The organism is Psychrobacter communis (genome assembly GCF_014836505.1).
In the GTDB taxonomy this organism is placed as follows: domain Bacteria; phylum Pseudomonadota; class Gammaproteobacteria; order Pseudomonadales; family Moraxellaceae; genus Psychrobacter; species Psychrobacter faecalis.
The window spans coordinates 1-24,318 of record NZ_JACSQR010000012.1 but is presented as its reverse complement, the minus strand read 5'-3'; the positions used below and the strand labels follow the sequence as shown (position 1 = coordinate 24,318).

Genomic DNA, 24,318 nt, shown 5'->3' with positions numbered 1-24,318 from the left:
GTATCTATGCATCAGGGTATTTAAGTAGGAAAACGGTTAAGTAAGCTAGTAGGGTATAAATATCTACTAGCTTATAATTTTTCCCACATCTAATCCCTCAAACAAACAACAAAGACAAGAAGATATTTCATGGAAACCAGTAACATAAAGAGTTATGCCCCTAAAGCCCGTCTTGAGTTTATGGACGCAGTCGCCAAACGCCTCAACACCTTTGGTATCAGTGCCAATAAAAAAGGGGAGCTCCAAGTTACTGAAGCCATAATACAAGGATCCGTCTTACAAATTGGTGATAATAACTTTGATAGCAAGCTTGCCCCTGCTAGACAGCGTCTGGTTCAAAAAAGTGAACAGCTAGGCTATGCACAGCTGGTAGAGCAAGTCGCCTATACCTGGTTTAACCGTCTATGTGCCATTCGCTACATGGAAATACATGGTTATTTGGGTCATGGTTTTCGAGTACTCTCTCACCCAAATGGCGACAAGCGATTTGAAATACTCGATCATGCGCAAGATGCTGCAGAAGATCTTGGGCTAGATAGAGACCGCATCATTGACCTCATGCTCGCGGGTGATAAAAACGAAGAGCTGTACCGTGAGCTACTATTAGGTCAGTGTCATAAGCTGCATGAAGCCATGCCGTTCTTATTTGAGTCTTTGAATGATGAAACTGAGCTGCTGTTACCAGACAACCTAACCCGTACCGACTCTATCCTTCGTGGGCTAGTCGATAGCATTCCTGAAGAGGACTGGCAGCAAGTAGAAGTCATTGGTTGGTTATATCAGTTTTATATCTCCGAGAAAAAAGACCAAGTCATCGGCAAAGTGGTTAAAACCGAAGACATACCCGCCGCCACCCAGTTATTTACTCCCAACTGGATTGTAAAATACATGGTGCAAAACTCCCTTGGCGCACAATGGTTGGCTACCTACCCAGATTCACCCTTAAAAGCGCAGATGGAATACTACATCGAGCCTGCCAAGCAAACCGATGAAGTCAACGCCCAGCTGAAGGCGATTACCCCAGAAAGCCTGAACCCAGAAGAACTCACCCTCATCGACCCTGCCAGCGGTTCGGGCCACATATTGGTAGAAGCCTACGATCTATTTAAAGCCATCTACCTAGAGCGCGGTTACCGCCAGCGTGATATTGCCCAGCTAATATTAGAAAAAAATCTATTTGGTTTAGACATCGACCAACGTGCCGCCCAGCTAACTGGCTTTGCCTTGATGATGAAAGGCCGAGAAGACGATCGCCGTTTGTTCGAACGAGGCGTAAAGCTGAATGTGATGGCCATGGTCGATAGCACAAGCTTGGAAGTCGACACCTTAGTACACGGCATTAAGCTATCTCAGCACGATTTAAATGTAGAAGACCTAACCGCACTCAAAGACTTATTTGAACACGCCACAACCTTTGGTTCGCTTATTCAAGTACCGCAAACATTGGCAGGAAAACTACCCGCACTAAAACAGTTAAGTGAAACAAACAGCCAAGATATGTTTGTGAAAGAAACATTGGAGCATTTAGTGCCCTTGGTGATGCAGGCTGAAATACTGGGAGCGCAGTATGATACGGTTGTGGCTAATCCTCCTTATATGGGGAGCAAGGGCATGAACCCTAGCGTCAGAGAATTTGCAAAAAGCAACTATCCCACCAGCAAGTCAGACACCTATGCAATGTTTGTTGAGCGGTATGTCGAGACGGTCAAGAGTTCAGGTTCATGTGCTTTTGTTACACCGTATACTTGGATGTTTTTATCCACACACGAAGCATTCCGGTCCTTGTTGTTCTCTGGTAGATCAATCAGTAGTTTAGTCAAACCTTCGTATACTAGCTTTTTTGAATCTGCAATTGTTCCACTTGTGACATTCATAGTCACCAACTGCGCAGAGAATCTCCGGGGTAAATATACTGGGCTCGGTTACTTAGGGCGCGGTGATGAGCAGTCTAGTAGGCTACTTTCTGCGATTAATGGTAGTGAGGAGTTTCCGATATATGAGACTTGTTACGAAGAGTTCCTGAAAATTCCTGGCAGCCCCGTTGCTTATTGGGTTACTAAGGAGTTCATCAATGCATTCGATGGATGCACGCCTATTTCAGAAGCCTTCATATTGAAGAATGGATTACAGACCGGTGATACAAACCAGTTTTTGCGATGTTGGTGGGAGGTTGGACAATTAAATCTCGCAAAGCCCAAAGAAAGTCGGCGGCTGCTGCACAGTCGAAGATGGTTTCCCTGCAACAAAGCGGGTGATTTTAGAAAGTGGTTTGGTAACTACTTATATGTAGTTAACTGGGAGTCCGATGGTTGTTTAGTTCGAGCGTGCCCAGGGGCGAGACCGCAGAACGTCGAATACTACTTTCAACCAGGTGTTACATGGGGAATGGTCACTTCTGGTGAGTCTTCATTCAGAGCAATGCCGGAAGGCTTTATTTTTGATAACTCAGCCCCGTCGGCCTTTGCTAAGAGCGGTGGAGAAGCGCTTCAACTTCTTGGTCACCTCAATAGTAAATCGGCGGTTTATGCACTTCAGGTTCTTAACCCAACGCTTAATATGACGACAGGGACAGTCTCTCAGTTACCGGCTTTTGGTAACCTAAAAGATGTAACTTCGTGCGTCAAGGAAAGTGTTAATAGGTCGAAAATTGACTGGGACGCCTACGAACGCTCTTGGGACTTCCATTCCTTTCCCTTGTTGTCGAATATATCTGAACTCACTCAAACCCTAGAAGCCAGTTACACCAATTGGATCAACCAAAATAAAGACACCATCGCCGAGATGCAGCACCTAGAGGAAGAAAATAACCGAATTTTCATCGAAGCCTACGGATTGCAAGATGAACTCACCCCAGAAGTGCCGATTGAAAAAATCACTCTTACGGTCAACCCTGCCTATCGCTACGGCATAAAACGCACCGAGCAAGAACGTAACGCCCGCTTTAGATCAGACACCATGACCGAGTTAGTTTCTTATACGATAGGCTGCATGATGGGACGTTACTCACTAGACCAAGAAGGACTAGTGTATGCCCATGCAGGCAACGAAGGATTTGATGCCAGTCTCTATAAAAGCTTCCCAGCAGATAGTGATGGCATTATCCCAATAACCGATGAGGAATGGTTTAAAGACGATGTTAGCAACCGAGTGGTTGAATTCGTTAAAACAGTATGGGGTGAAGATAATCTAACTGAGAACCTGCAGTTTATAGCAGACTCACTATGTCTAGACGCCATTAAACCTAGGAATTCAGAATCTGCCGCAGCTACCATACGTCGTTATCTATCGACGCAGTTCTACAAAGACCACATGCAGACTTATAAGAACAGACCTATCTACTGGCTGTTTAGCTCAGGCAAAGAAAAAGCCTTTGAATGTTTGGTATATTTGCACCGCTACAATGAAAGCACGCTATCTCGTATGCGTACCGAATACGTCACGCCACTACTTGGTAAGTACCAAGCTTATGCAGAACAGTTAGACAAACAGCTCGAAATGGCTGAATCGACACAAGATAAAAAGCGACTTGAAAGAGAGCTGAAAATTATGGATAAGAAGCAAAGTGAATTACGTGAGTTTGATGACAAGCTCAAACACTATGCCGACATGCGTATTTCGATTGATTTAGATGATGGGGTTAAAGAAAACTACGGAAAATTTGGCGATCTACTTGCTGAAGTGAAAAAAATAACAGGTAAAAAACCGGAGACGATTAATGCAAATTAATGAGTTGATTGAAGGCATTAAATCTAAGCTTGGGCAAAGTAGAATTGTGTTTTGGCATGACCCAGAACATAGCTTTCAGGAAGATATTGATCAAATTACTGCTTCTTTGAGTGGGAGTGATAGCGATAAGCTAAAAAATACGAATATATTGCCTGATAGTATTACTGTGTTAAAAATGGCTGATGAATCTGTATTAGCAGTCAAAAAACGCATAGAGATCGATGAGCCTCAGCAGAGTTTTCTACTTTATTTCTCTGAAGCTGAACCAACGCCAGAGCGTGATTGGTTGCTAGATATTCGTTTATATAGTGAGCCATTTTTTGCCGATCGTAGCTCTATGTTGCTTAATGAGTTGGGTATTCCAAAAATGTCACTTCGTGAGCATATTAGACAGCGCAATGCTTTTTTTGGAAGTAAAAAACGCACTGCAAGTCTGAAGAAGTGGGTAAGTGAAAACGAGGATGAGCTAAGTCTAGATCGTAAGATGATCGCCGTTGTGGTGAGCTCAGAATCTGCGGAGCTGGATAGTATGTTACTCAGTCTGCTAAATGAATACGCTCAAAATATTGATGAAGGAATCGATGAGTCGTCTTTATTGAAAAATTTAAGTAAATACGATCTCAGTGATTCATTGTGGGTTTTATTAGAAAAGGCTTATGGTTATATTACTGAGGAGCCATCCTTAACAGACTTCGTTTTAAAGCTTTTTTGTACTGATTTTTGGCGTCAAACAAATACTGATGATAAAAACTGGTTAAATAATAATTTGCTTCAGACCATGTCAGGTCAAGCGAATGCCATGGCTTTTATGAGTAGTTGGCGCGACAGTAGAAAACACGCAGAATGTTATGAACAAATTGCACGCTTATTGGCACATAAACTGGATATTAAAGCTAAGACTTCTAGCTATCAACCTGTCCAAATGGTGGATTGTCAGACATTCGAAGAGATAGAGCAAAACATTATTGTTGGCTTAGTGAATAGCTTAATCGAAAATAGTACTGATATTGATTCAGCACAATTTGATGCCATTGTGTCACGCCGCTCATATGGCTATTGGGCCAAGCTTAAAACAGACTATGAATCAATCTATAGTGCACTTGGTAATGCTAAAGAATTAATGCAATTACGTAGTAAGTATGCGGGTGGCTTTCATTTCGAGAGTGCCAAAGAGATGTATACCGAATATGTGGATAATATATATAAATTTGATCAAGCCTATCGCTTATTTAGTGAAAAGGTCAACTTTACGTTGAGTAAGGGTTGGGAGATTCTTAGAAGCTTAAAAGAAGAAGTGGAAAATTTATATATAAACTGGTATCTGCACCAGTTGGGTTTGGCGTGGGATAAACACCTTGGTGAAGAGCAGCTTTTAGATAACTGGAAAATTAAAGATATTCCAAATCAATATGATTTTTATAATCAACAAGTCCAATCAATATTGGCAGGCACCCAAATTAAAAGGGTTTTCGTCATTATATCGGACGCCTTTAGATATGAGATAGCCAACGAGCTTGACTCAATCATTAATAATGAAAAACGCTTCAAGTCGGACTTATCAACACAGTTGGGCGTCTTGCCAAGCTATACACAACTTGGTATGGCATCGTTACTACCACATAAAACCCTAGAGTATGACAACAAAGGTAACTCTGCAGTATATGTAGATGGTGTATCGTCACAGGGCAGTGTGCAGCGTCAAAAAATATTGCAAAGCGTAGGCGGTGTTGCCGTAACCTCTAAAGATCTGATGAACTGGAATAACGAAGAAGGAAGAGAAAAAGTAAGTAACGCTAGTGTTGTTTATATTTATCATGACACGATTGACGCTATAGGAGATAAGCAGGGCTCTGAGCATAAGACTTTCGAAGCCTGCCGTGATGCTATTAATGAGCTTAAGAGCTTAGTGAATCGAATTATTAACAGGCTCAATGGTAGTCGAGTGATTATTACCGCTGATCATGGCTTTTTATTCCAAAATAAGAAGCTGACTACCACGGATAAAACGGGTATTGATGTTAAGAGCACTATGACCAATGAAAATAAGAAACGCTATATTGTTGGAAGAGACTTGAGCTCTAATGATCCGCACTGGAAGGGTTTGATTTCTAATACAGCGAACGGTATTTCAGGTGAGGGTAAAGAAGTTGAGTTTATGATACCAAAGTCTTCTCAAAGGTTTCACTTTTCAGGTGGTGCTCAGTTTGTGCATGGTGGCGCAATGCTACAAGAAATTTGTGTGCCAATTATTACCGTGCGTGAGCTACAAAAAGAGCAGGTTGCAAAATATGAGAAGATGCCAGTAGGGGTTATTTCTGCCAAGCAGTCGATTAAGTTTGTCAATAATATCGATAAAGTCTCATTCATCCAAACAGATGCTGTGAATGCTGAATATAATCCAAGAAAACTTCATATCTATATCGTTGATAGTAACGGTCTTGAGGTCTCTAGCAAAGAAACATTAGTGTTTGGCAGCTCAAGTAGTAATATGGATGAGCGTAAGCAAGAGGCGACACTAAGTTTAATTGGATCAAGCTTTAGTAGAAATAATAAATATACACTGATTTTATTAGACGCAGATACTAATACAGAGTATGCACGTTATGATGTGACCATTGACCTTGCTATTCAGGATGAGTTTTTCTAAATATATTTGGATAAGAATATGACAGTGAATAATGAACTGAATGGCAATATAGATAATAATGCTGTTCAAAGTACGGATTTAGATGACTTATTAAACCAGCATTTTAAAGGCAGAGTCGTTCGTAAAGACTTGACCAAAAAGCTCAAAGAAGGTGCCAACGTACCGGTTTATGTGCTCGAATATTTATTAGGTATGTACTGTGCCTCTAACGATGATGAGATAGTCCTAAGAGGTCTTGAAAGTGTTAAAAAGATTCTTGCTGAAAACTATGTAAGGCCTGATGAAGCTGAAAAAATTAAATCATTAATTCGTGAGCGTGGCACATTTAAAATTATTGACAAAGTAAGCGTTAAATTAAATCAAAGAAAGGATGTCTATGAAGCATTTCTTTCTAACTTAGGTATCAATGATGCGTTAGTACCTACCAACATAGTTAAGGAAAACGAAAAGCTACTGACTGGTGGTATTTGGTCCATTATCACCGTCCAATACTTCTTCGAAGAGGGGCAAAAGACGTCACCTTTTTCGATCATGAATCTGAAACCCATTCAAATGCCTTCAATGAATATGGATGAAATATTCTCTGCAAGAGAGCATTTCACAAATGAGCAGTGGATGGATGTTATTCTGCGTTCAGTAGGGATGGAACCAACCAATCTAGAGGAGCGGGTTAAGTGGCATCTTATCGCTCGAATGATTCCATTTGTCGAAAATAATTATAACGTCTGTGAGCTTGGTCCTCGTGGTACGGGTAAAAGTCATGTATATAAAGAGTGCTCTCCAAACTCACTATTAGTGTCAGGTGGTCAAACCACAGTAGCTAATTTATTTTATAACATGAGTTCACGACAGGTAGGCCTTGTGGGCATGTGGGATTTAGTCGCTTTTGATGAAGTTGCTGGTATAAGGTTTAAAGATAAAGACGGTATTCAGATCATGAAGGACTATATGGCCTCTGGTTCTTTTGCTCGAGGTCGAGACTCTGTCGAGGCTAAGGCTTCTATGGTGTTCGTTGGTAATATTAACCAAAGTGTTGAAACTCTTGTGAAGACAAGTCATCTTTTAGCTCCCTTTCCTGAAGCAATGATTGATACAGCATTTTTTGATCGATTCCACTGCTATATACCTGGGTGGGAAGTACCAAAAATGCGACCAGAGTTTTTTACCAATAGCTATGGCTTAATCACTGACTATCTAGCGGAATACATGCGTGAAATGCGTAAGTATGGGTTTTCCGATGCGATTGATAAGTTTTTTAAATTAGGTAATAATCTCAATCAACGAGATGTTATTGCTGTAAAACGTACAGTTTCAGGATTATTAAAGCTCTTACATCCTGATAGTAAGTACACAAAGGATGATGTGCGTGATTGCTTGGTTTATGCTTTAGAGTCGAGACGTCGTATCAAAGAGCAACTAAAGAAATTAGGCGGCATGGAGTTTTTTGACGTTCACTTTAGTTATATTGATAATGATTCTCTAGAAGAGTTCTTTGTAAACGTTCCCGAACAAGGTGGCAGTAAATTAATTGCTGAGGGAGTACCTAGACCAGGCGTCGTACACTTAGTCACTCAGGGAAGCACTGACAAGTTAGGGCTTTATCGCTATGAGACTCAAATGATGCCAGGTTCAGGCAAACATTCCGTATCTGGATTGGGCTCTAACACGGCTGCAAAAGAGGCTATACGTATTGGTTTTGACTATTTCAAAGGGAATTTAAAGCGTATTAGCGCATCTTCAAAATTCTCTGAATATGAATTTCATTTGCATGTTGTTGAGCTTCATAATACTGGGCCAAATACTAAGTCATCATTGGCTTCCTTAATTGCTTTTTGTTCTATTCTAATGGGAAGATCAATACAAGAGCAGATGGTTGTATTGGGTGAAATGACACTTGGTGGGGTGATTAACCCGGTACAGAATTTAGCTGAAAGTTTACAACTAGCCATGGATAGTGGGGCTAAAAAAGTACTCTTACCAATGGCATCTGCTTCAGATATACCAACTGTACCGTCAGAGCTTTTTTCAAAGTTTCAGATCAGCTTTTATGCGGACCCAGTCGATGCTGTTTATAAAGCATTGGGTGTGCAATAAAATAATCACAGTAGGAAAAATATGCTGAAAAAACTACTGGTACTACTTATGATGCCATCTCTTAGCTGGGGTGCTACCTGTGTTGTACCGCCTGAAAGTGTAGTGGTCAACTAACTTAGGACACCTGATAAAAGGTTTTATCAGTTCGATTATTCAAAGCCAAATTGGTGCGCTAGAGGCGTCATAGAACTCGACGCTTATGTTTTCTGTCTCAATAAATCGTCTAGCGTTCGCTATGGTTTCTCTATTTTCTGAAGAATTGCAATCTCCAAATATGCTGATAAATACCTTACTTACATCGCTTTCTTTTATTTGATCGAAAATATGCGCATCATTTTCGGACATCGAATGTCCATGAATAAATAACGGCTCTCTTAGGTTTTTTAAGGCGCCAAAACAGTAGTTCAGATAGGGGTTATGTTTAATACGCGCTAGCTTTTTATCATGTGTAGGCTCCGAGACAAATAACGGAAATTTTCCTTGATTCAAATTACTTCGAACTTGTTCAACTATGCTGGTATCAGCATCTTTTCTGAATGTGTGCTTATTAATAGAAGATCCATCGTCATAAATATGAAGCCCTCCATGTAGAAAATACACGTCTTGACTTATCTCGTTTGTCCAGATTTTTCCACGAAAACCGTCATCTGTAAAGTATCCCTGTGGATTGACGTCATCCTTATTGACAATCCAGTAAAGTAATAAGTCATAATTTAGAGTAAATGTATTCTTAAATCTTTTAATAAAGAGCTTTGCGCGTTCATATTGTTTAGTTGTTACCCCGCTAGATCTAGCAGGGTGAGTTTGTGAAATAACATCAACCAGTGAGTCTTTCAAAATTTGTTGATCAGCTTTGATATTATCAATCTTAGTCTGATCAAATCCATAGCTTACACAAACAGACTCAGCTGCTTCAAGTGCGCGCATTATCTTTTCAAAATCATAGGTACTAAAATTATTGAAAATCTCTTTTATGAGCGTGTCACGACTTCCAAAGCTTGCCTTTTGAAGTAAGTTCTGGTAATTAAAAATATTGTGGTCCCACGCTTGAGAAAAGCCATTAGCTAATAAAATAGATGGTTTTTCTCCAGGCTCTAATTTGTCAAATGCATCCTCAAATGTTTGTAATGGCACTATGTTATCCCTTTTTGAGTATGTTTGAATAGCGTTAGCTGCTTTTATAGAGGTATATAGAAAAAAGACTCACAAATAAACTATGAGTCTTTTAGAGTTCAGTAATACTTATTTGCCTGTATAGCTGCCGTCAGGTTGTAGTTGACAAGAACTACCGCCCACATAACTACCATCTGGACATATGGTCGTTCTATTAGAGTTTGAATTACCACTTCCAACGTAAGAACCGTTTGGTGCTAAGATAGCGCGACTGCCTCCAACATAAGAGCCATTTGGCGCTAAGGTGGCATTTCTTCCTCCTACGTATTGACCATTAGGTGCCATAGTGCAACTATTTCCTGATACATAGCTACCATCTGGACAAATAGCAGATAATGCAGGGCTACTTAGCAGTAATGCGAACACTAAAGTTGATACGTTTTTGAAGTTCATAGATATAGTCTTTAAAGTATTATGATTTGTTAATGATGTTAACAATTAGGAAAGTAATAAGCAAGGTAATTAGAAGCCATAAGAACAAACCTCAATTTTTGCAAAGCCACCTAATACTCCGTAAAATATTAAAAATTCTGCTGAGTCATATCAGAAGGCGTTTAGCAGCACTTTCATGTGTTAGGTTGCGTTGAATACACGGTTCTGTGTTTTATTGAAGTTGATAATAGTATACCCAAGAAAACGCTGATATTGTCATCTGAGCAGTAGAGTTTACTTAATCTATGAATATAGACAAAAGTAAATTATTTCGTTATTTATTATATAACATACATATACCTATAGTTCTCGTAAAATAACCCGCAACATTAGGCGTCTAGCTTAATTCAAGTATTGAATAGAGAGTATGTAGTGCTAAATGGTAGATTCGACAACCAAAAAAACTTATCAAGAAATTGTCAAACATCACTGTCAGACTCTAAGCGCTTAAATCAATTCACTCGATTTTTTCTTAATTCTAAGATGAGGGCGTAAGATAGCAATAGTGTTATAAACAAATAGAAGTTGATTATGCCAAATAACAATCTTAATTTACATGAGACTAAAGCTGAAGAACAACGGTATATTATCGGTATGCTACCGACTCAGTTATTAATAAAAGGTACACCGGAAGGTAAGGACTTAGTTAAAAAGCTAACTAAAAAACTCTCTAAGATACCAAAAAAACGACAAGCTCAAGTAGCGAGTGTTTTTGATGATTTAGCTACTACACAGGAAAAAGGTAGTATTACTAAAGAAGATATAAAAATTGTAGAGGATGAGTCGCTCATTCACCCTTATGAGTCTTTATTGCGTTCTTTTGGCGCTGAGACCGCTAACGATTTACTTGAACACACCAAGGTCATAGATTTATGTTTAAGCCAACCACTCAATGCTCAGCTTATTATTAACTTCAAGAACTACCTGTCTGATACATTCAATTATGAGGATGACGCGCTCAGCGCTGACATGCCAGCAGACGAGTTCTATCTACACTTAGTTCTGAGCTTTATCGCTCATTTTGATGCTTGTATTCACCATGCTGCCTATTCAAAAGATGTTGCACCTATTAGTTTGGGCTGGCTGTTTATGCAAAAGCTGCATCCAGATAAATGGCGTTATGATTCAGCCAGAAAAAAGTATAGTTTAATTAACAAGAATGGCAGCCCTTTTACTTGTACGTCGCGCTCTTTTATTCACTTATTACTGACTGTTTTCTACTTTCAAAAGCATAAGAAAATGCCTACCAGTTTGTATGGCATTCGGAATGAAATTGATTGGAAGGTAGAAGATGAAGAGGGCAGGCTAGATGAGTTTATTTATAAAAAAAGTGAGCGCGACAGTAAAAGAAATTGGCTCAGTCTTGAAGACGTTTTTTGGCTAGTTGGTATGGAGAATTCTACAAAGGACGAACCCAATGAAGTGTTGATTAATTGGCAACAATCATTTGTTAAGTATATAAAGACTGAATATATCAATGATTTAAAAGGACTACCGCCTAGTGCAGAAGCTATCATCTGGTTCATCTATGCTTTTTTTCAGAACATCTATGAGCAAACAGATAAGCAAAATAAGATTGATAAAAAACAAAACTGTGTGATCTATGATGATTACTACGACTTATGGGAATCTATGACTGCCTATTATGAGTCTAAGGTAAGTGAGGGTATAAAAGCTGAACGTATTGAGTGGCCAGAGTATCTAAAAAAACAAGCCACACGTACTGAACGCATGACTTGATTTTCGTGCCATCAATTAAGACTATTATTTACCCGGCGGATTATTATCGCGTCCACCACCTGATGGATTACCTGTCTGGCTTGGCCAGCCTGCACCTTGACCATTATTCATGAAAATACCCATTGTTATAGCTCCTTTGAAAGATTTATTTAATATATGTAATTAGTGGATTACTGACTACAAACGTTATATTACGGCTTTATATTTAATGAATCTCCCCCGAAACTGCGTATTTTTATAAAAGCTAATCAATATAGGATAGCTGAGCTTATATAGCTTAGAATCTCATCTGCTAATAAAGTCACCTCTCCACATGGCATGCTCACATACTGCACAAAACCAACTCACTTTTGCCCGCATATAGGCGATATCAGCAGGTACATCAATGGGACAGGCGCTCCCGCAATATTCACAGCACACATCATCTAAGCAAGCATAGCATTGGCTTATAGTTTCAAACAATGTTTGCGAGCTAATATTATATTTTTGACAAAGCAGATGGACATAATCTATATAGCTGATTTTATGATTATAGGCCCAATAATCCTCACAGACCCGTTTGTCCCAAGCATTTTGTGTCATGCTCCATTCAATCTTGATGCCCACAATATACTCCTTTTTAATGGCAGAATTACTATGATTAGTGTCACATTTTTATAGTAATTATATCTATCGAACAAGTCGCCCCCATCATAGTTAGCCAGCTATTGAGCAGCAAGATGAGTCTATGACATAATAAAGCGTTAGTCAGCACAAAATAGTTTTTGACGGAAACTTAGTTATTGCCAACGAGTATTATTTTAACAGAAAAGTAGTCACTGGCAAGTATTTTTTACTTACCAATAAGGATTTTATTGTGATTTCATGTAACCTACCAGTGCTTTTAGCGGAAAGAAGATTGCGAGTTGCAGATTTAGTAAGAATGACAGACATCAGCAAATCAACGCTTCATAGAATTTATAACGATGAGACAACTCGCATAGAATTCGATACCCTGAGTAAGTTATGCCAGGTATTGAAAGTCACCCCAGGGGATGTTTTAAAGTATGTTCCCGATGAGAATGAAGAAAACTAAGCTTGATAGGAAGATCGACTGATATAATACATTAACCTCCTCACCCAACTAAAATTGAAATGTTTAAATACTCTTCATGCCTTTATAAAAATGGGCTGAAGAGTATTTTTTTATCATAAAAAATATTTATGAATCAGTATTTTAGTTGTCCAGAGATAAAAATATAACAGTAATATTAAAGGCTTTACAATCGATAAGTTATAACATATCATAATTAGTATAATTCACTATTAGTAATATTAAAATGAATAGTATTCATCTAAAGCCTACTCAGAAGTTTATAACTTTCAGTAAATATAATTTGGTTGTTCATCAAGATGCGCAAAAGGCATTGTTGATATGGCATCAATTTAGGCCAAGAATAGCTAGTATAAATATGGCTAGCTTGGATGATTATTATCGACCACCGCTACGCTTAGTATCTAAACCAAACGGCGCTTACTATTTTTTTAATGAATTTAGACGTATTGATAGGATTCTTACAGAAGAGGTTAGTTTGCGTCAGCCTTGCTTGATTACGGCTGAAAGCTTACAAGACATTAAACGCTTGGCTTGGTGTGAGGTGCTTAGTTTATCTAGGTTTAATGGTGTGGATCATCCCATGCTGTTTAAAGCGATATATCAGAATTCGCCAAAGCAGCTTATCTGTGAGCTAATGGGCGTGAACCGCTTAACGGTCGCCAGTTATTGTCAGTTCGCTGGTATCAGCCAAAGTGCTTATGAGTATCAGCAGTGTAAGGTAGCCAATGATGAGGCGATGCTGGGGCTGCCCAAAAACCTGAATTGGATGGACACATCTTATGGGTCACACTAAGTTATTTAATGATGTGATCGACAGGCGAGCGTTGGACAAGCTTATCCCAACAGATTCACCCCATCACATACAAATGTCTCAGCTTGTGATTGATGTGATTAGTTTGGTGCCAGATGATGACATTGATTTATTACACTCAATACTAGAATCTAATTCTGTAGACTTTACTGGGATAGACTGTGAAGGTGTGATTAAACAAATCATTCGGCAAGGTAAAACAGTAGAGTGGGCGGTCAGCTACATGCTGATTGCCTTTTATCAAGTGTATGGCGAAGTTGATATCAATAATAATGCTTGGCGATTTATGAGCGGCTACTTAAAAGTGATAATTATGATCACAGCACGCCATGACAAGCACTTTGCCAAAATAGATAAGCTTGGTGTGCGTGTTCGTATGGCGCTAAGATCTGCAGACCCACAACGTGACATTCTTGACCAGTTAATCGGTATTCATGCGCAGTGTGATAGCTTGTCCTCATGCTTATCTCATATCAGACAATATGAAGCAAGTGTCAAACAGGAAGAGGCAACAGGTGAAACAGCGAACCAATATCTTGGTAGTAAAATTGGTCAAATTAGGTTGGCTTATGAGGTAGCGATTGATAATAAGGCTTTTATTGGTAAAACCTATACTGAGAATACTAAACGCGTAAAGTCGGCTCAAGCGGTCATCAAGACAGTGGTCAATACTGATAATGAGCCATTACAAAGAATAGTGTTTGTTACGAAACAATCAAAAAAGAATAGTAATATAGCAACTGCTGAAAATATTGCCGACGACGACGAAATACCATTGCTAGATAATGATTTTAAGCCAGCTCTGCAAATTGCTAAATCTTCTGAGCTGCAGCAATGGCGATTGAAAAACAACCATCAACACGCCCGTCGTAACCAATTTCATTTTCCAACCAATCATCGTCAGCTAAGCATTACCGGATACCAGATACTATTTGCCACGCTTTGGCAGCGCTTTATTAGCGAAAATACAGAAGATAGGACTGGATATGCGGTATTACTGCTATCACTGCTAAGCGGTCTTAGTATGGGTAGCATCATTGCTGATTGGCAATGCAGTCTCAGTCAACGTCAGTATTTCATCTATGACCGGATCCGTAAAATCAGTAGTATCGCCATCACGATTGATGTGACCACCAATACTCGAAGTCATCTGCTTGCGCACAGACAAAGCTATGGCAGTACCTTTTATCGCGCACTGCCTGAAGCTTTACAGATTATGCTTGAGGATAAAATTACCGTTTCATCCGATACTGTTAAAGCCGCCATCTCTGACACTAAAGATATATTGAACCTGCCAGCACTGAGTCCCCAGTATATTGAAGCAGGGCTATTTATCCTTATCAAAAACGAACTTAATAAGCCCTTGCATGCTGACCTGATCACAGGCGTTGATGTAAGGCATAGCTCTGCGCTGTATTACACTAGTACTAAAACGGTAGAGCTAGAGCAAACCTATATAAAAGCAGTAGAGCTGATAACTGAATACTGCAATGATGAGCAAAAAGCACTTTTAATAAATGAGTGTAGCGTACCGCTGAACGGGCATAGAAGCCACATTGGTAGTGATATGGCACTAAAGACCACAATGTGCCAGCAGTTCTTTAATCAACTGGCTGTCAGTGCCGAGAGCTTCAATGGCAAGCTAAAATCCCACATAGATCGCTATATTGCGCAGTTCAATAGTTATAGCATTTGGCTATGGCATATTGTTATGATCCAAACCGGTATTCGCCCAGTCAAGCACGCACCAGGATTGCTACACCAATTTGACTTTCAGCGGCGCATGCTATGGGTATCTGATAAAGAAGAGCGTCATGCACAGTCTGATGGCAGGCTCATTCCTCTTAGCAGTTTTTTGATAAAGGCTATTCAAAACTACATTATTTATATTAAGCAATTTGCCGCTATCTATAATTCATTATGTCCAGCAGCGCCTTATCCCATCAATGACATCTTGCAATCTGAGCGTCCTCTAATTCAGCTCTATAAAAAGAACCCAAAGGGCTTTACTAGCATTACGCCAAGCCAAGTTCGCTACCAGTTGCAAGACTTTTTTAGTCATCAGGATAACTGGCTGCGTCATCAGCTGAGGTCTATGCTCACAGGGCGCGTGTCTGACTATCTGATTTGCGCGCTTTACGGTCACGAGCATCCTGACCAGGAGTTCATGCACCCGATGTCATCAAGCTCTATCAATCAGCTGCACCAGCTCAGTCCTCATTTAGATGTGATTGCTACAGACCTTCACTTAAAACAAATTGAGGTTCGTCTATATGGATAATATTAGCGCTCATAAACTGCGACAGCTGAATAGAGAAGAATCTAAAAAAAGTGTTAAGCGTGATGCTAAAGCCCTAATTAAAGAATATATCAATCAATATCCTATGCAACCTCCTTGTGAGCTGCAGCATCATTACGAAGCAATTAACCAGTTACTAGAGGAGAAGTTCGATACCGCTCAAAACTTCCAATTGGCGCGGCGCGGGTTTTTAGAGTTTGTTCGTGATTATAATAAAGCTCATCAGATATACCTTAATGAGCCTGTGGTACCGATACTGGCGACTCGTGAGCGCTTGACCATTAACTATGACTGGTTTGTGAATGGACGCGCTGTGGCAGATAGTAGCTCTATGATGATAGATGTTTGGCAAAGAAAACGGCGTTTCTCAGTGAATGACTTGGTTGAAGGGGTGCTGTATTGCAGCATAATGTATGGTGGTATTAATGATATTGAGGTGTTAAGAGCGCTATACGATTGGCTGTTTGGTGAGCACCAGATTCATAAAATTAGTATGCAAGAAAACTATGAAGAAGATCGTGTAGAGCAGTTAGCCGTAATATCGCTTAGCGTCCCTGATGATAATTATGGCTGCAAACTAGATGATAGCGATAAATTGCAGCGCTTTATTGATTATATTCCTGATGATATGAGCCTGTGTTTTTTATATGCTCTAAAGGATAAAGAGTTAAACACTGCCAAGATAAAGCCATTTAATACCATAATCAACGATATCTCAAAAACGCTTAAACTCACCAATAAAGATATCGCTCGCCCGCAGCACTCACTGCTTATCAAATATGCCAACTACCACTGGCGACAGCTAGAGGGTAGCCTGATTGATGGTGCACTAGCCGTGGTGAAGCAAGGCGATATAAAAACAACAGGTTTGCCTACTGATAAACTAGTCAGTTATAACCGAGAGCTCATCAATCCAAGTCCTGAGCCACTCGAGTGGTCTGACCTATTTGATGCCAGCTATCAATTATCGATAAAGTCGAATAGCCAAAGTAGTACCATAAACTATCCTAGTTTTAGTAAAAATCTAATCAAAGAGCTGCAAGATACGCTCAAATTGACTAGAAACACCGCTATTTCCACTATCACAATATTAAAGACGGATGCTAGCCAGCCTAATGCACAACGCTTGCTTAGTTGGGCGTTATCATTACTGGATGATCATAGCATTCGGCTCAATACCATCAGTAAGTATATTGGCTGCATTGGCCGCGACTGGCTGATGCTGACGGTGGATGAGGATGTTGATCAGTGGGAGGGCAGTGACTTTGAGGAAGTTTACGAGCAGATTATTCAAAGTAAGGTAAAAGATGGCCGCAGGGTATCTGTGCTGAGCAAGTCATCAGAGTTTGATGATGATATTTCTAGTGGTATAGATAATGATAATAATAATGCTGGTCAACCGCTCTCCTATCTTGATCGCCTAAAAGACAGCCAGAAATTTACTTATGGTCGTCTAAAAGCATTTCACGATTACCAGCGTATGCACTTTGATGCGCCTTATGTCTATTTCCCATGGGGGAGTAATCGGCAAGTTATTAAAGCTAATATAATATCACCTCGTATTTATTATGCGATGAAAGAGTATGTGCAGTCATCAGAGTTGGAGGTTGATCAAAAGCGGCTTTGCCTGATTGTACTAACACTCGCTTATCGCACTGGTATGCGTATCAATGAAATCATCGGCATTAAGGTTAGCGACATTACAGATATAGGTATCATCAATGGCCAAGTGATTGAAGTACCTAAAATAATCCTCAAACCCAATCGCTATCGTAGGCTCAAAAGCAGTAGTGCCAAACGGGTTATACCGCTAGATAGTCTTTTCAAGGATGATGAGTTAAAGCTGTTCATCGCATTCTATTATCAACAAAAAAGGTTAAAGCGCCGTTATTTATTCTCACAAGGCTCAGGCGATCAGCCACTACCATCTGTGTTTTTCAGTAATATGATGAAAATAATATGGGATAGATTGCTAATTGCCCATGACTTTACCTTTCATAGCTTTCGGCATACTGCTATTAGTCAGCTGGCATTGGTGTTAAGCGGCTCACCACTTGCGCAGGTGATGACAGATTATGATATAGCCCATAGCGACGTTATCGCTAGCGCCGTGCTTGCTAATAATAAAGAAAAAGGGATGTGGTTTGGGCTGGCTAGCTTTGCTGGGCATTTAACGCTAGATACTACGTTTGAATATTATATCCATACCGCTCACTTGCTGGCTGGCTGGCAAATGAGTCAAGCCAAGCTTGCTATGCCTATAACCTTATTTGAGATGGTGACAGGTATTGGTTATCAGACGGTGAATAGACAAGATGGCAGAGCTTATAGTCCTAGCAATAAACAGGTTTATCTTGATAAGATGCGTGGCTATTTAATTAGCAAGGTTGCGAACAAAGAGTCTTTGTTTATCGATAACAGAACACCAGCTAATACAGATTATGAGCAAAACATACCAAATGACACAGTAGATACTCAGCTGTCTATATTCATTCATTCGAAAGTTTATGATGTTATTGCACTGTTAGAAGAGCTACAAAAAATAATCGCTGATAAACGAGCAGGGCGGTTGGCAGAGGTCGCACTTCGGCATGGCATTCCTATTCATGAAGCTAGACAGGTTTACGATAGGGCTAGTCAGGTTTTTACTGATGATAGGTTGCTTTTAAGTGCGCCAACGGGACATAAAAACCAAGAGGTTTTAGTTAAAGCGCTTGATCGTGCGTATCCGATGTCAATTGAGGAGCCTAATGAGCTTCAAGAGTTTGTAGAAATATTTACTGTTAAACAAAACCCTCTGACGTCTTCTATTCATTTCGGAATAAAAGATTCACAATTAAAGCTGTTAAAAATGTTTGTAGAAACAGGATGCAGACTAGTAGATAGCTCACACTGGCAAATTCGCTCTAGTAATGAGCAAAAAGTCCGTAATATTAAAAAGCAACTCGGGTTAGATAGTCAGATAAGAACTGGGGCTCGTCAAAATTTTCATGGTTATGAAGTACGAGTGGTACAGAAAAAAGATAGACACTCTGATAAGAATTTGGCTATTACCGATTACTACTACGCTTCATCAGGCGTGCTTAAATATTTGGGATATTTGTTGATTATATTGTGTAGAAAAAATATTTAAATAAGAAATAATTATATGGTATTAACGACTAGAAGCATCAAACGCATACTTAAGGTCTTAAATTAAGCATATAGAACAAACAGTTAAAGTCCAACTTTCCTAGCTTTCCTATGGAAGCATATTATCGGAAAAGTCAGATATCCTTTAATTATAACCACTACAGCTCGGCTTTTCCTACTTTCCCTACTTTCCATTCAAGCTCTAGATTTATATATCTGACAAACTATTTTCACTTTATAATATGTGTCAAAGAAAAATGATATGATTCACTTCATTTATAGGCACAACAATGTTGAGTTTGGCTAACTATTATTGGAAATAGGCTAATTGGATGATAGATCTAGATTTTAGAACAATACGTAACCACGATGGTAGCCAAGATAATGGCTTTGAAGAGTTAGTATGTCAATTAGCCCATTTAGAGAAACCATCCAATGCCGACTACTTTGTTCGCAAAGACGGAGGTGGTGGTGACGCTGGGGTTGAGTGTTTTTGGAAACTGCAAGATGCTTCAGAACATGGCTGGCAAGCGAAGTATTTCCTAGATCCTCTTTCCACTAATCAATGGGGACAAATTAACGAGTCAGTCGAGACTGCCCTAGAGAAGCATCCTAAGCTAACTAAATACTATGTGTGTATACCTAGGGATCTAAATGATAGTCGTAAAACAGGAAAGGGCAGTAAAGTCGTTAAAAGCTCGCTTGATATATGGAACGAACATGTAGAGAGATGGGGCGTTTTAGCCTCAAGCAAAGATATGCAAGTTGAATTTATCCTATGGGGCAAACATGAAATATCTATACAATTACAACGTGATCAACCAAAGTATGCTGGACGAGCAAGATACTGGTTTGGAACGCCTGTCTTAACTAGAGACGACTTTGAAAGACTGACTCGGCTATCAGCGCAGTCTTTAGGTGAGCGATATACACCAGAATTTCATGTAGATTTACCTATTGCTGAAGTATTCAAGGCACTTGGTGAACCTAAGTATTGGCACGCTATAGTCAGTAAGAATATTAGCAAATGGATTAAAGGTTTTTCTGAAGAATTAGATTCAATAAGACGAGAGATACCTCAAGATAGACTGAACGAAGTTGATTTTGTTGATGATTATTTTTCGATAAAGTCAGAATTAATACAGCATCTTAAAGAAGGTCTTGTTGATACCAAAATATTGCCATGCCTGAATAAGTTAAACGCATTAGATTCAAAAATAACGGATTACTTCGATGTAATTAATAAGCGTAAAATGCCAATTAGTGAACTTGATATAACAATTAATGAATATGTAGTTGATTTACAAGAAACAAATAATGCTTTGATAAGTTTTTTCAATTCTCGTGATTTTAAGGCCTCTTTACAAAATGCTTTGTTATTAGCAGGTGAGGCGGGTATTGGAAAGTCTCATTTACTTTGCGATATAACTTTAAGGCGTTTAGCAAATAACTTACCTACAGTATTTATGTTAGGTCAACATTATGAGGGTGGAGATCCAGTAACCTCACTTAAAAAGAGCATGGATTTATCGGATATCTCTGATGATATTTTTTTGGGTGCGTTAGATGCATCAGGCGAAAGTGCAAGCGGTAAAGCACTGATTATTATTGATGCTATTAACGAAGGTAGAAATAGAGAGGATTGGTCAAATTATCTTGCTGTATTAATAACTAAAATATCAGAGTTTCCTAACATAAACATTGTATTAAGCTGTAGAAGTACATATTTGGACTGGATGATTCCTGAAGGACTAATAGGTAGTACATTGATGAAGATTACTCATCAAGGATTTAGGGGTTTTGAACATAAAGCTTCTGCTATCTACTTAAGCAAACAAGGTATATCGAAGCCTAGTGCACCTATTCTTTCACCAGAGTTTAGTAATCCATTATTTCTTAAGATCTGTTGTAAAGCTATTAAAGATCAAGGGCTGGATTCATTCCCTAAAGGTTTAAAAGGGATTACAGACTTACTCAATTTCTATATAAACAATATAGAGCAAACTGCATGCAGAGTGAAGAGATATAGAAAAGGTGAACGTATTGTCAATAATACATTCAATGCACTAGCATTAAAGCTATATCCAGACCATCAATTTGGTTTAGAGCTAATTGAAGCAATGACTTTGATCAACGAAATGGATTCAAGACCTGACCCTTACAATACGCTTTTTGACTTACTACTTCACGAAGGTGTCATATCCGAAGATGTGATATTTAATGAGGTTAGCCAAAAGGCAGATATACCTGTTATACGATTTACTTATGAAAGATTTAGTGATTATTTCATAAGTAAAAGTTTATTAGAAGATGTACATAAGCAAGACTTAAAACACGCTTTTTCTGAAAATGGTATTTTTGCACATATTATAGCTCCTAAGAACTATTTTGCGTATGCGGGTCTCCTTAATGCGCTAGCAACAATTATTCCTGAGAAATATGGCATAGAGATGGTAGACATACTACCTACTGACTCTATGATAGTTCATTCATTTTTAAATGATATTTTTATAGGTACGATTTTGTGGAGAAGTCCCCAATCATTTACTCATAGAACGTTTGAGGTTTTTAATAAAATACCTAATCATGGCTATGACTCTATTCAATTAGATACATTACTCGCCCTGTCGACGGAGCCAGCACATCCTTGGAATGCTGAACTCATTCATCGTAATCTGATAAGTAAAAGCTTACCTGAAAGGGATAGGTTTTGGTCTACCTTTATTGCTATTGCAGATGATAAAAACGATGATAGTGGAGAAGAGTCTAATCTAAGAGCACTTATAGAATGGGCATACTCGGGTTCTCTAGCAGATGTAGATGAAGAGCGTATACGATTATGTGCAGTCATACTCATTTGGATGACATCTACGTCTAATAGAGTCATCCGTGATCAAGCCACTAAGTCAGCTGTTAGGTTATTGTCTATGTATCCAAAGCTTATTGTTGGGTTATTTGATAAATTTGAAGGAATTGATGACCTATACGTTATAGAACGCTTATATGCAATAGCTTATGGGGCGATCACCAACAGTAGTGATATTCAGTATTTGCGAGAGATAGCTCAATGGATATGGAAAAATGAATTTGAGAATGGTCAACCAATCCCACATTTGCTATTGAGAGATTATGCCCGTGGGATTATGGAGTTTGCTTTACATAATGGTCAGATAGATACCAGTATTCAGCCTGAGGTATTTCGTCCACCATATATTAGTAGTTGGCCATTAAATATTCCTACTAAAAGAGAATTAGACGAATACTTAGGACAAGGCTTTTCAAGAATTAAAAGCTCTGTATTAAGCGGTGATTTTAATAAATATACTATGAGCGATATTCATAAATGGAGTCCAACACCAATCAATGCAGATGAACCTCAAAATGCTTATCAGCTTCAAGTACAGTTTGCCGAAAAAATAGAAGACGCCACTCTTAAAGAAAAATTATTAGGTTATTTAGATAAAAAAAAGACTAAAGATGAAACGCCATTCGTATTTGATTTAGAAAATTTTCAGAAAAACTTAAAAGATCAAGGGACAACTGATAATGAACCAACAGAGTTAGATAGATTAAAAATTGAAATTAAAGAATCTCTTTCAAATGAAGATTTTGAAGTTTTCAGATGGGTAATGGGATTTGGTAGAAGTGAACAAACAGGTACTTTTAGTCGTAAATCAGCACAAAGATGGGTTTGTAAACGAGCTTTTGAACTAGGTTGGGCAGCGGATCTTTTTGATGATTTTGAGCGTGATAATATTGGTTACAGTAGTCGTATGGAGTCTAAGGTAGAACGAATTGGTAAGAAGTACCAATGGATAGCATTATATGAGTTTTTGGCTCATTTAGCTGATAATTGTCTCTATATTGGTACGGGTTATGCTGATGTAGATGATTCTCAATACTATGGACCTTGGCAACTGTACAAACGTGATATCGACCCAACTTTTATTCCTCGTCAAACTAATCGGCATACTTGGAATGATGAAGAGACCACCAGTTGGTGGGAACCTAATAATTTTAGATTGAAAGGTGGCAACTTAGATGAACTGCAAGATTGGTTGTGGTCTGATAATAATCTACCTGATTTTAAAAATTTATTGGAAGTTACAGATTTTAGTAATATACAGTGGTTAGTTTTGAAAAACGAAACGCATCAACGTAGGGATCCACTTGAAGACAACAATACGATTCCTTATCAGGACGTATGGTATAGGATTAACAGCTGTATCGTCAAAAAAACTGACGTCAAAAAATTTAGAGAAATGATGAGTAATAGGCTTTTATGCAGTCCCTCCATACTAGAACATGACTCGTCACATCAATCGTTCTTCAGAGAGTATCCGTGGCATTGCGTTTATAATGATTTTAATAACTGGAAAGCTACAATTGATGATGAAATTACTTCAAATCTTAAGTATCTGATGCCTATTTCAGAATACGAGTGGGAAATGGGTGGTAGGGAGCAGTCCTTATCAGATTCAATATCAATTTATGCACCCGCTAAAGAGATCGTGACAGGGTTAAGTCTTTCTCCGAATTTAGAACAATATGGTCATTGGATTAACGGTAATAAAGAGTTAGTATTTTTTGATCCAAGCATGAATGAAAAAGGTTCTCCGTCTGCATTGATCCAAACTAATATATTGTTCGAGTGGCTAGAAGAGAACGATCTACAACTTATTTGGCTAGTAGGTGGTGAGAAACAGCTATTTACAGGAAGTGTTTCTAACTTCTTCGGGAGATTGGTTTTTAGTGGGTTTTATACATTGACTGAGAATGGTATTGAAGGGAATGATTTATGGTTTAATCGTGAGGAACCTGGAGTGCAGTAATGTTTTCTGTTTAGCATTTGTAGAACCCAAATCTAATCATTTAGGAAAATAGGGAAAATAGGAAAGTAAGTTATGCAAGTCATGATATATGTGACTTATAGCGCTTTACCCTTTCAAGGGTAGAAAGGCAATCAAGGAAAGTTAGCAGCTCTATAGCCATTCACTTTCCTCACTTGCCTAGTGATTAGATAGTTAGGAAAGCTGGCTAGGGTAAGCATAACAAGCGTTCTAGCTTATTCTTTGGGAGTTTCCCAAACTCTGTGTAACTGCTTATAATCCACTAACAGGAGAATAAGCAATGACTAACCAATCTGACATCAAGAAACTGGCTGAGCA

General features: G+C 38.8%; 12 protein-coding genes. 9 read left to right on the top strand and 3 right to left on the bottom strand.

The window, feature by feature from the left end; genetic code table 11:
- Window positions 1–129 precede the first annotated feature (129 nt).
- The 3 genes from pglX to brxL are packed head-to-tail and all read left to right on the top strand — an operon-like array spanning window position 130 to window position 8,467.
- Window positions 130–3,726 (top strand): BREX-1 system adenine-specific DNA-methyltransferase PglX, encoded by a 3,597-nt coding sequence (gene pglX, locus H9653_RS05985; RefSeq protein WP_191691191.1) that lies wholly within the window; start codon window positions 130–132, stop codon window positions 3,724–3,726.
- A complete protein-coding gene (pglZ, locus tag H9653_RS05980) occupies window positions 3,716–6,373 on the top strand; it encodes a BREX-1 system phosphatase PglZ type A (protein ID WP_191691189.1) in 2,658 nt (885 codons plus the stop codon). Before pglX ends, pglZ begins: the two co-directional genes overlap by 11 nt.
- Window positions 6,374–6,391: 18 nt before the next feature.
- A complete protein-coding gene (gene brxL / locus H9653_RS05975; RefSeq protein ID WP_191691187.1) occupies window positions 6,392–8,467 on the top strand; it encodes a protease Lon-related BREX system protein BrxL in 2,076 nt (691 codons plus the stop codon).
- A 153-nt stretch (window positions 8,468–8,620) separates the two neighbouring features.
- On the opposite strand, the gene H9653_RS05970 is transcribed toward brxL, so the two are convergent.
- Together H9653_RS05970 and H9653_RS05965 are read right to left on the bottom strand one after the other, a co-directional pair.
- Window positions 8,621–9,601: a DUF4917 family protein gene (locus tag H9653_RS05970; protein ID WP_191691185.1), complete on the bottom strand. Its 981-nt coding sequence runs from the start codon at window positions 9,599–9,601 to the stop codon at window positions 8,621–8,623.
- 108 nt (window positions 9,602–9,709) lie between these two features.
- Window positions 9,710–9,925, bottom strand: coding sequence for a hypothetical protein (locus tag H9653_RS05965; protein ID WP_191691183.1), 216 nt, complete (start codon window positions 9,923–9,925; stop codon window positions 9,710–9,712).
- A gap of 678 nt (window positions 9,926–10,603) precedes the next feature.
- On the opposite strand from H9653_RS05965, the gene H9653_RS05960 reads away from it, so the two are divergent.
- A complete protein-coding gene (locus H9653_RS05960; RefSeq protein ID WP_191691181.1) occupies window positions 10,604–11,812 on the top strand; it encodes a hypothetical protein in 1,209 nt (402 codons plus the stop codon).
- A 285-nt stretch (window positions 11,813–12,097) separates the two neighbouring features.
- On the opposite strand, the gene H9653_RS05955 is transcribed toward H9653_RS05960, so the two are convergent.
- The gene (locus tag H9653_RS05955; protein ID WP_318242155.1) at window positions 12,098–12,418 is read right to left on the bottom strand and encodes a hypothetical protein; all 321 of its coding nucleotides are present in this window, start codon (window positions 12,416–12,418) and stop codon (window positions 12,098–12,100) included.
- Between the two features lie 250 nt (window positions 12,419–12,668).
- Here H9653_RS05955 and H9653_RS05950 point away from each other — a divergent pair, with 250 nt between their 5' ends.
- The 5 genes from H9653_RS05950 to avs2 all read left to right on the top strand — a co-directional run bounded on the left by H9653_RS05950 (window position 12,669) and on the right by avs2 (window position 23,982).
- Window positions 12,669–12,887, top strand: coding sequence for a helix-turn-helix domain-containing protein (locus H9653_RS05950; protein WP_102077899.1), 219 nt, complete (start codon window positions 12,669–12,671; stop codon window positions 12,885–12,887).
- Between the two features lie 376 nt (window positions 12,888–13,263).
- Window positions 13,264–13,701, top strand: a complete 438-nt coding sequence (locus tag H9653_RS05945) for a hypothetical protein (RefSeq protein WP_191691179.1) — start codon at window positions 13,264–13,266, stop codon at window positions 13,699–13,701.
- Complete coding sequence (locus tag H9653_RS05940; protein WP_191691177.1) at window positions 13,688–16,000, top strand: hypothetical protein; 2,313 nt, start codon at window positions 13,688–13,690, stop codon at window positions 15,998–16,000. The genes H9653_RS05945 and H9653_RS05940 overlap by 14 nt, the downstream gene beginning before the upstream one ends.
- Window positions 15,993–19,151 carry a site-specific integrase gene (locus H9653_RS05935; protein WP_191691175.1) on the top strand — a complete coding sequence of 1,053 codons (3,159 nt, stop codon included), beginning with the start codon at window positions 15,993–15,995 and terminating at the stop codon, window positions 19,149–19,151. Before H9653_RS05940 ends, H9653_RS05935 begins: the two co-directional genes overlap by 8 nt.
- 331 nt (window positions 19,152–19,482) lie before the next feature.
- Window positions 19,483–23,982 (top strand): AVAST type 2 anti-phage system protein Avs2, encoded by a 4,500-nt coding sequence (gene avs2, locus H9653_RS05930; protein ID WP_191691173.1) that lies wholly within the window; start codon window positions 19,483–19,485, stop codon window positions 23,980–23,982.
- Window positions 23,983–24,318 lie beyond the last annotated feature (336 nt).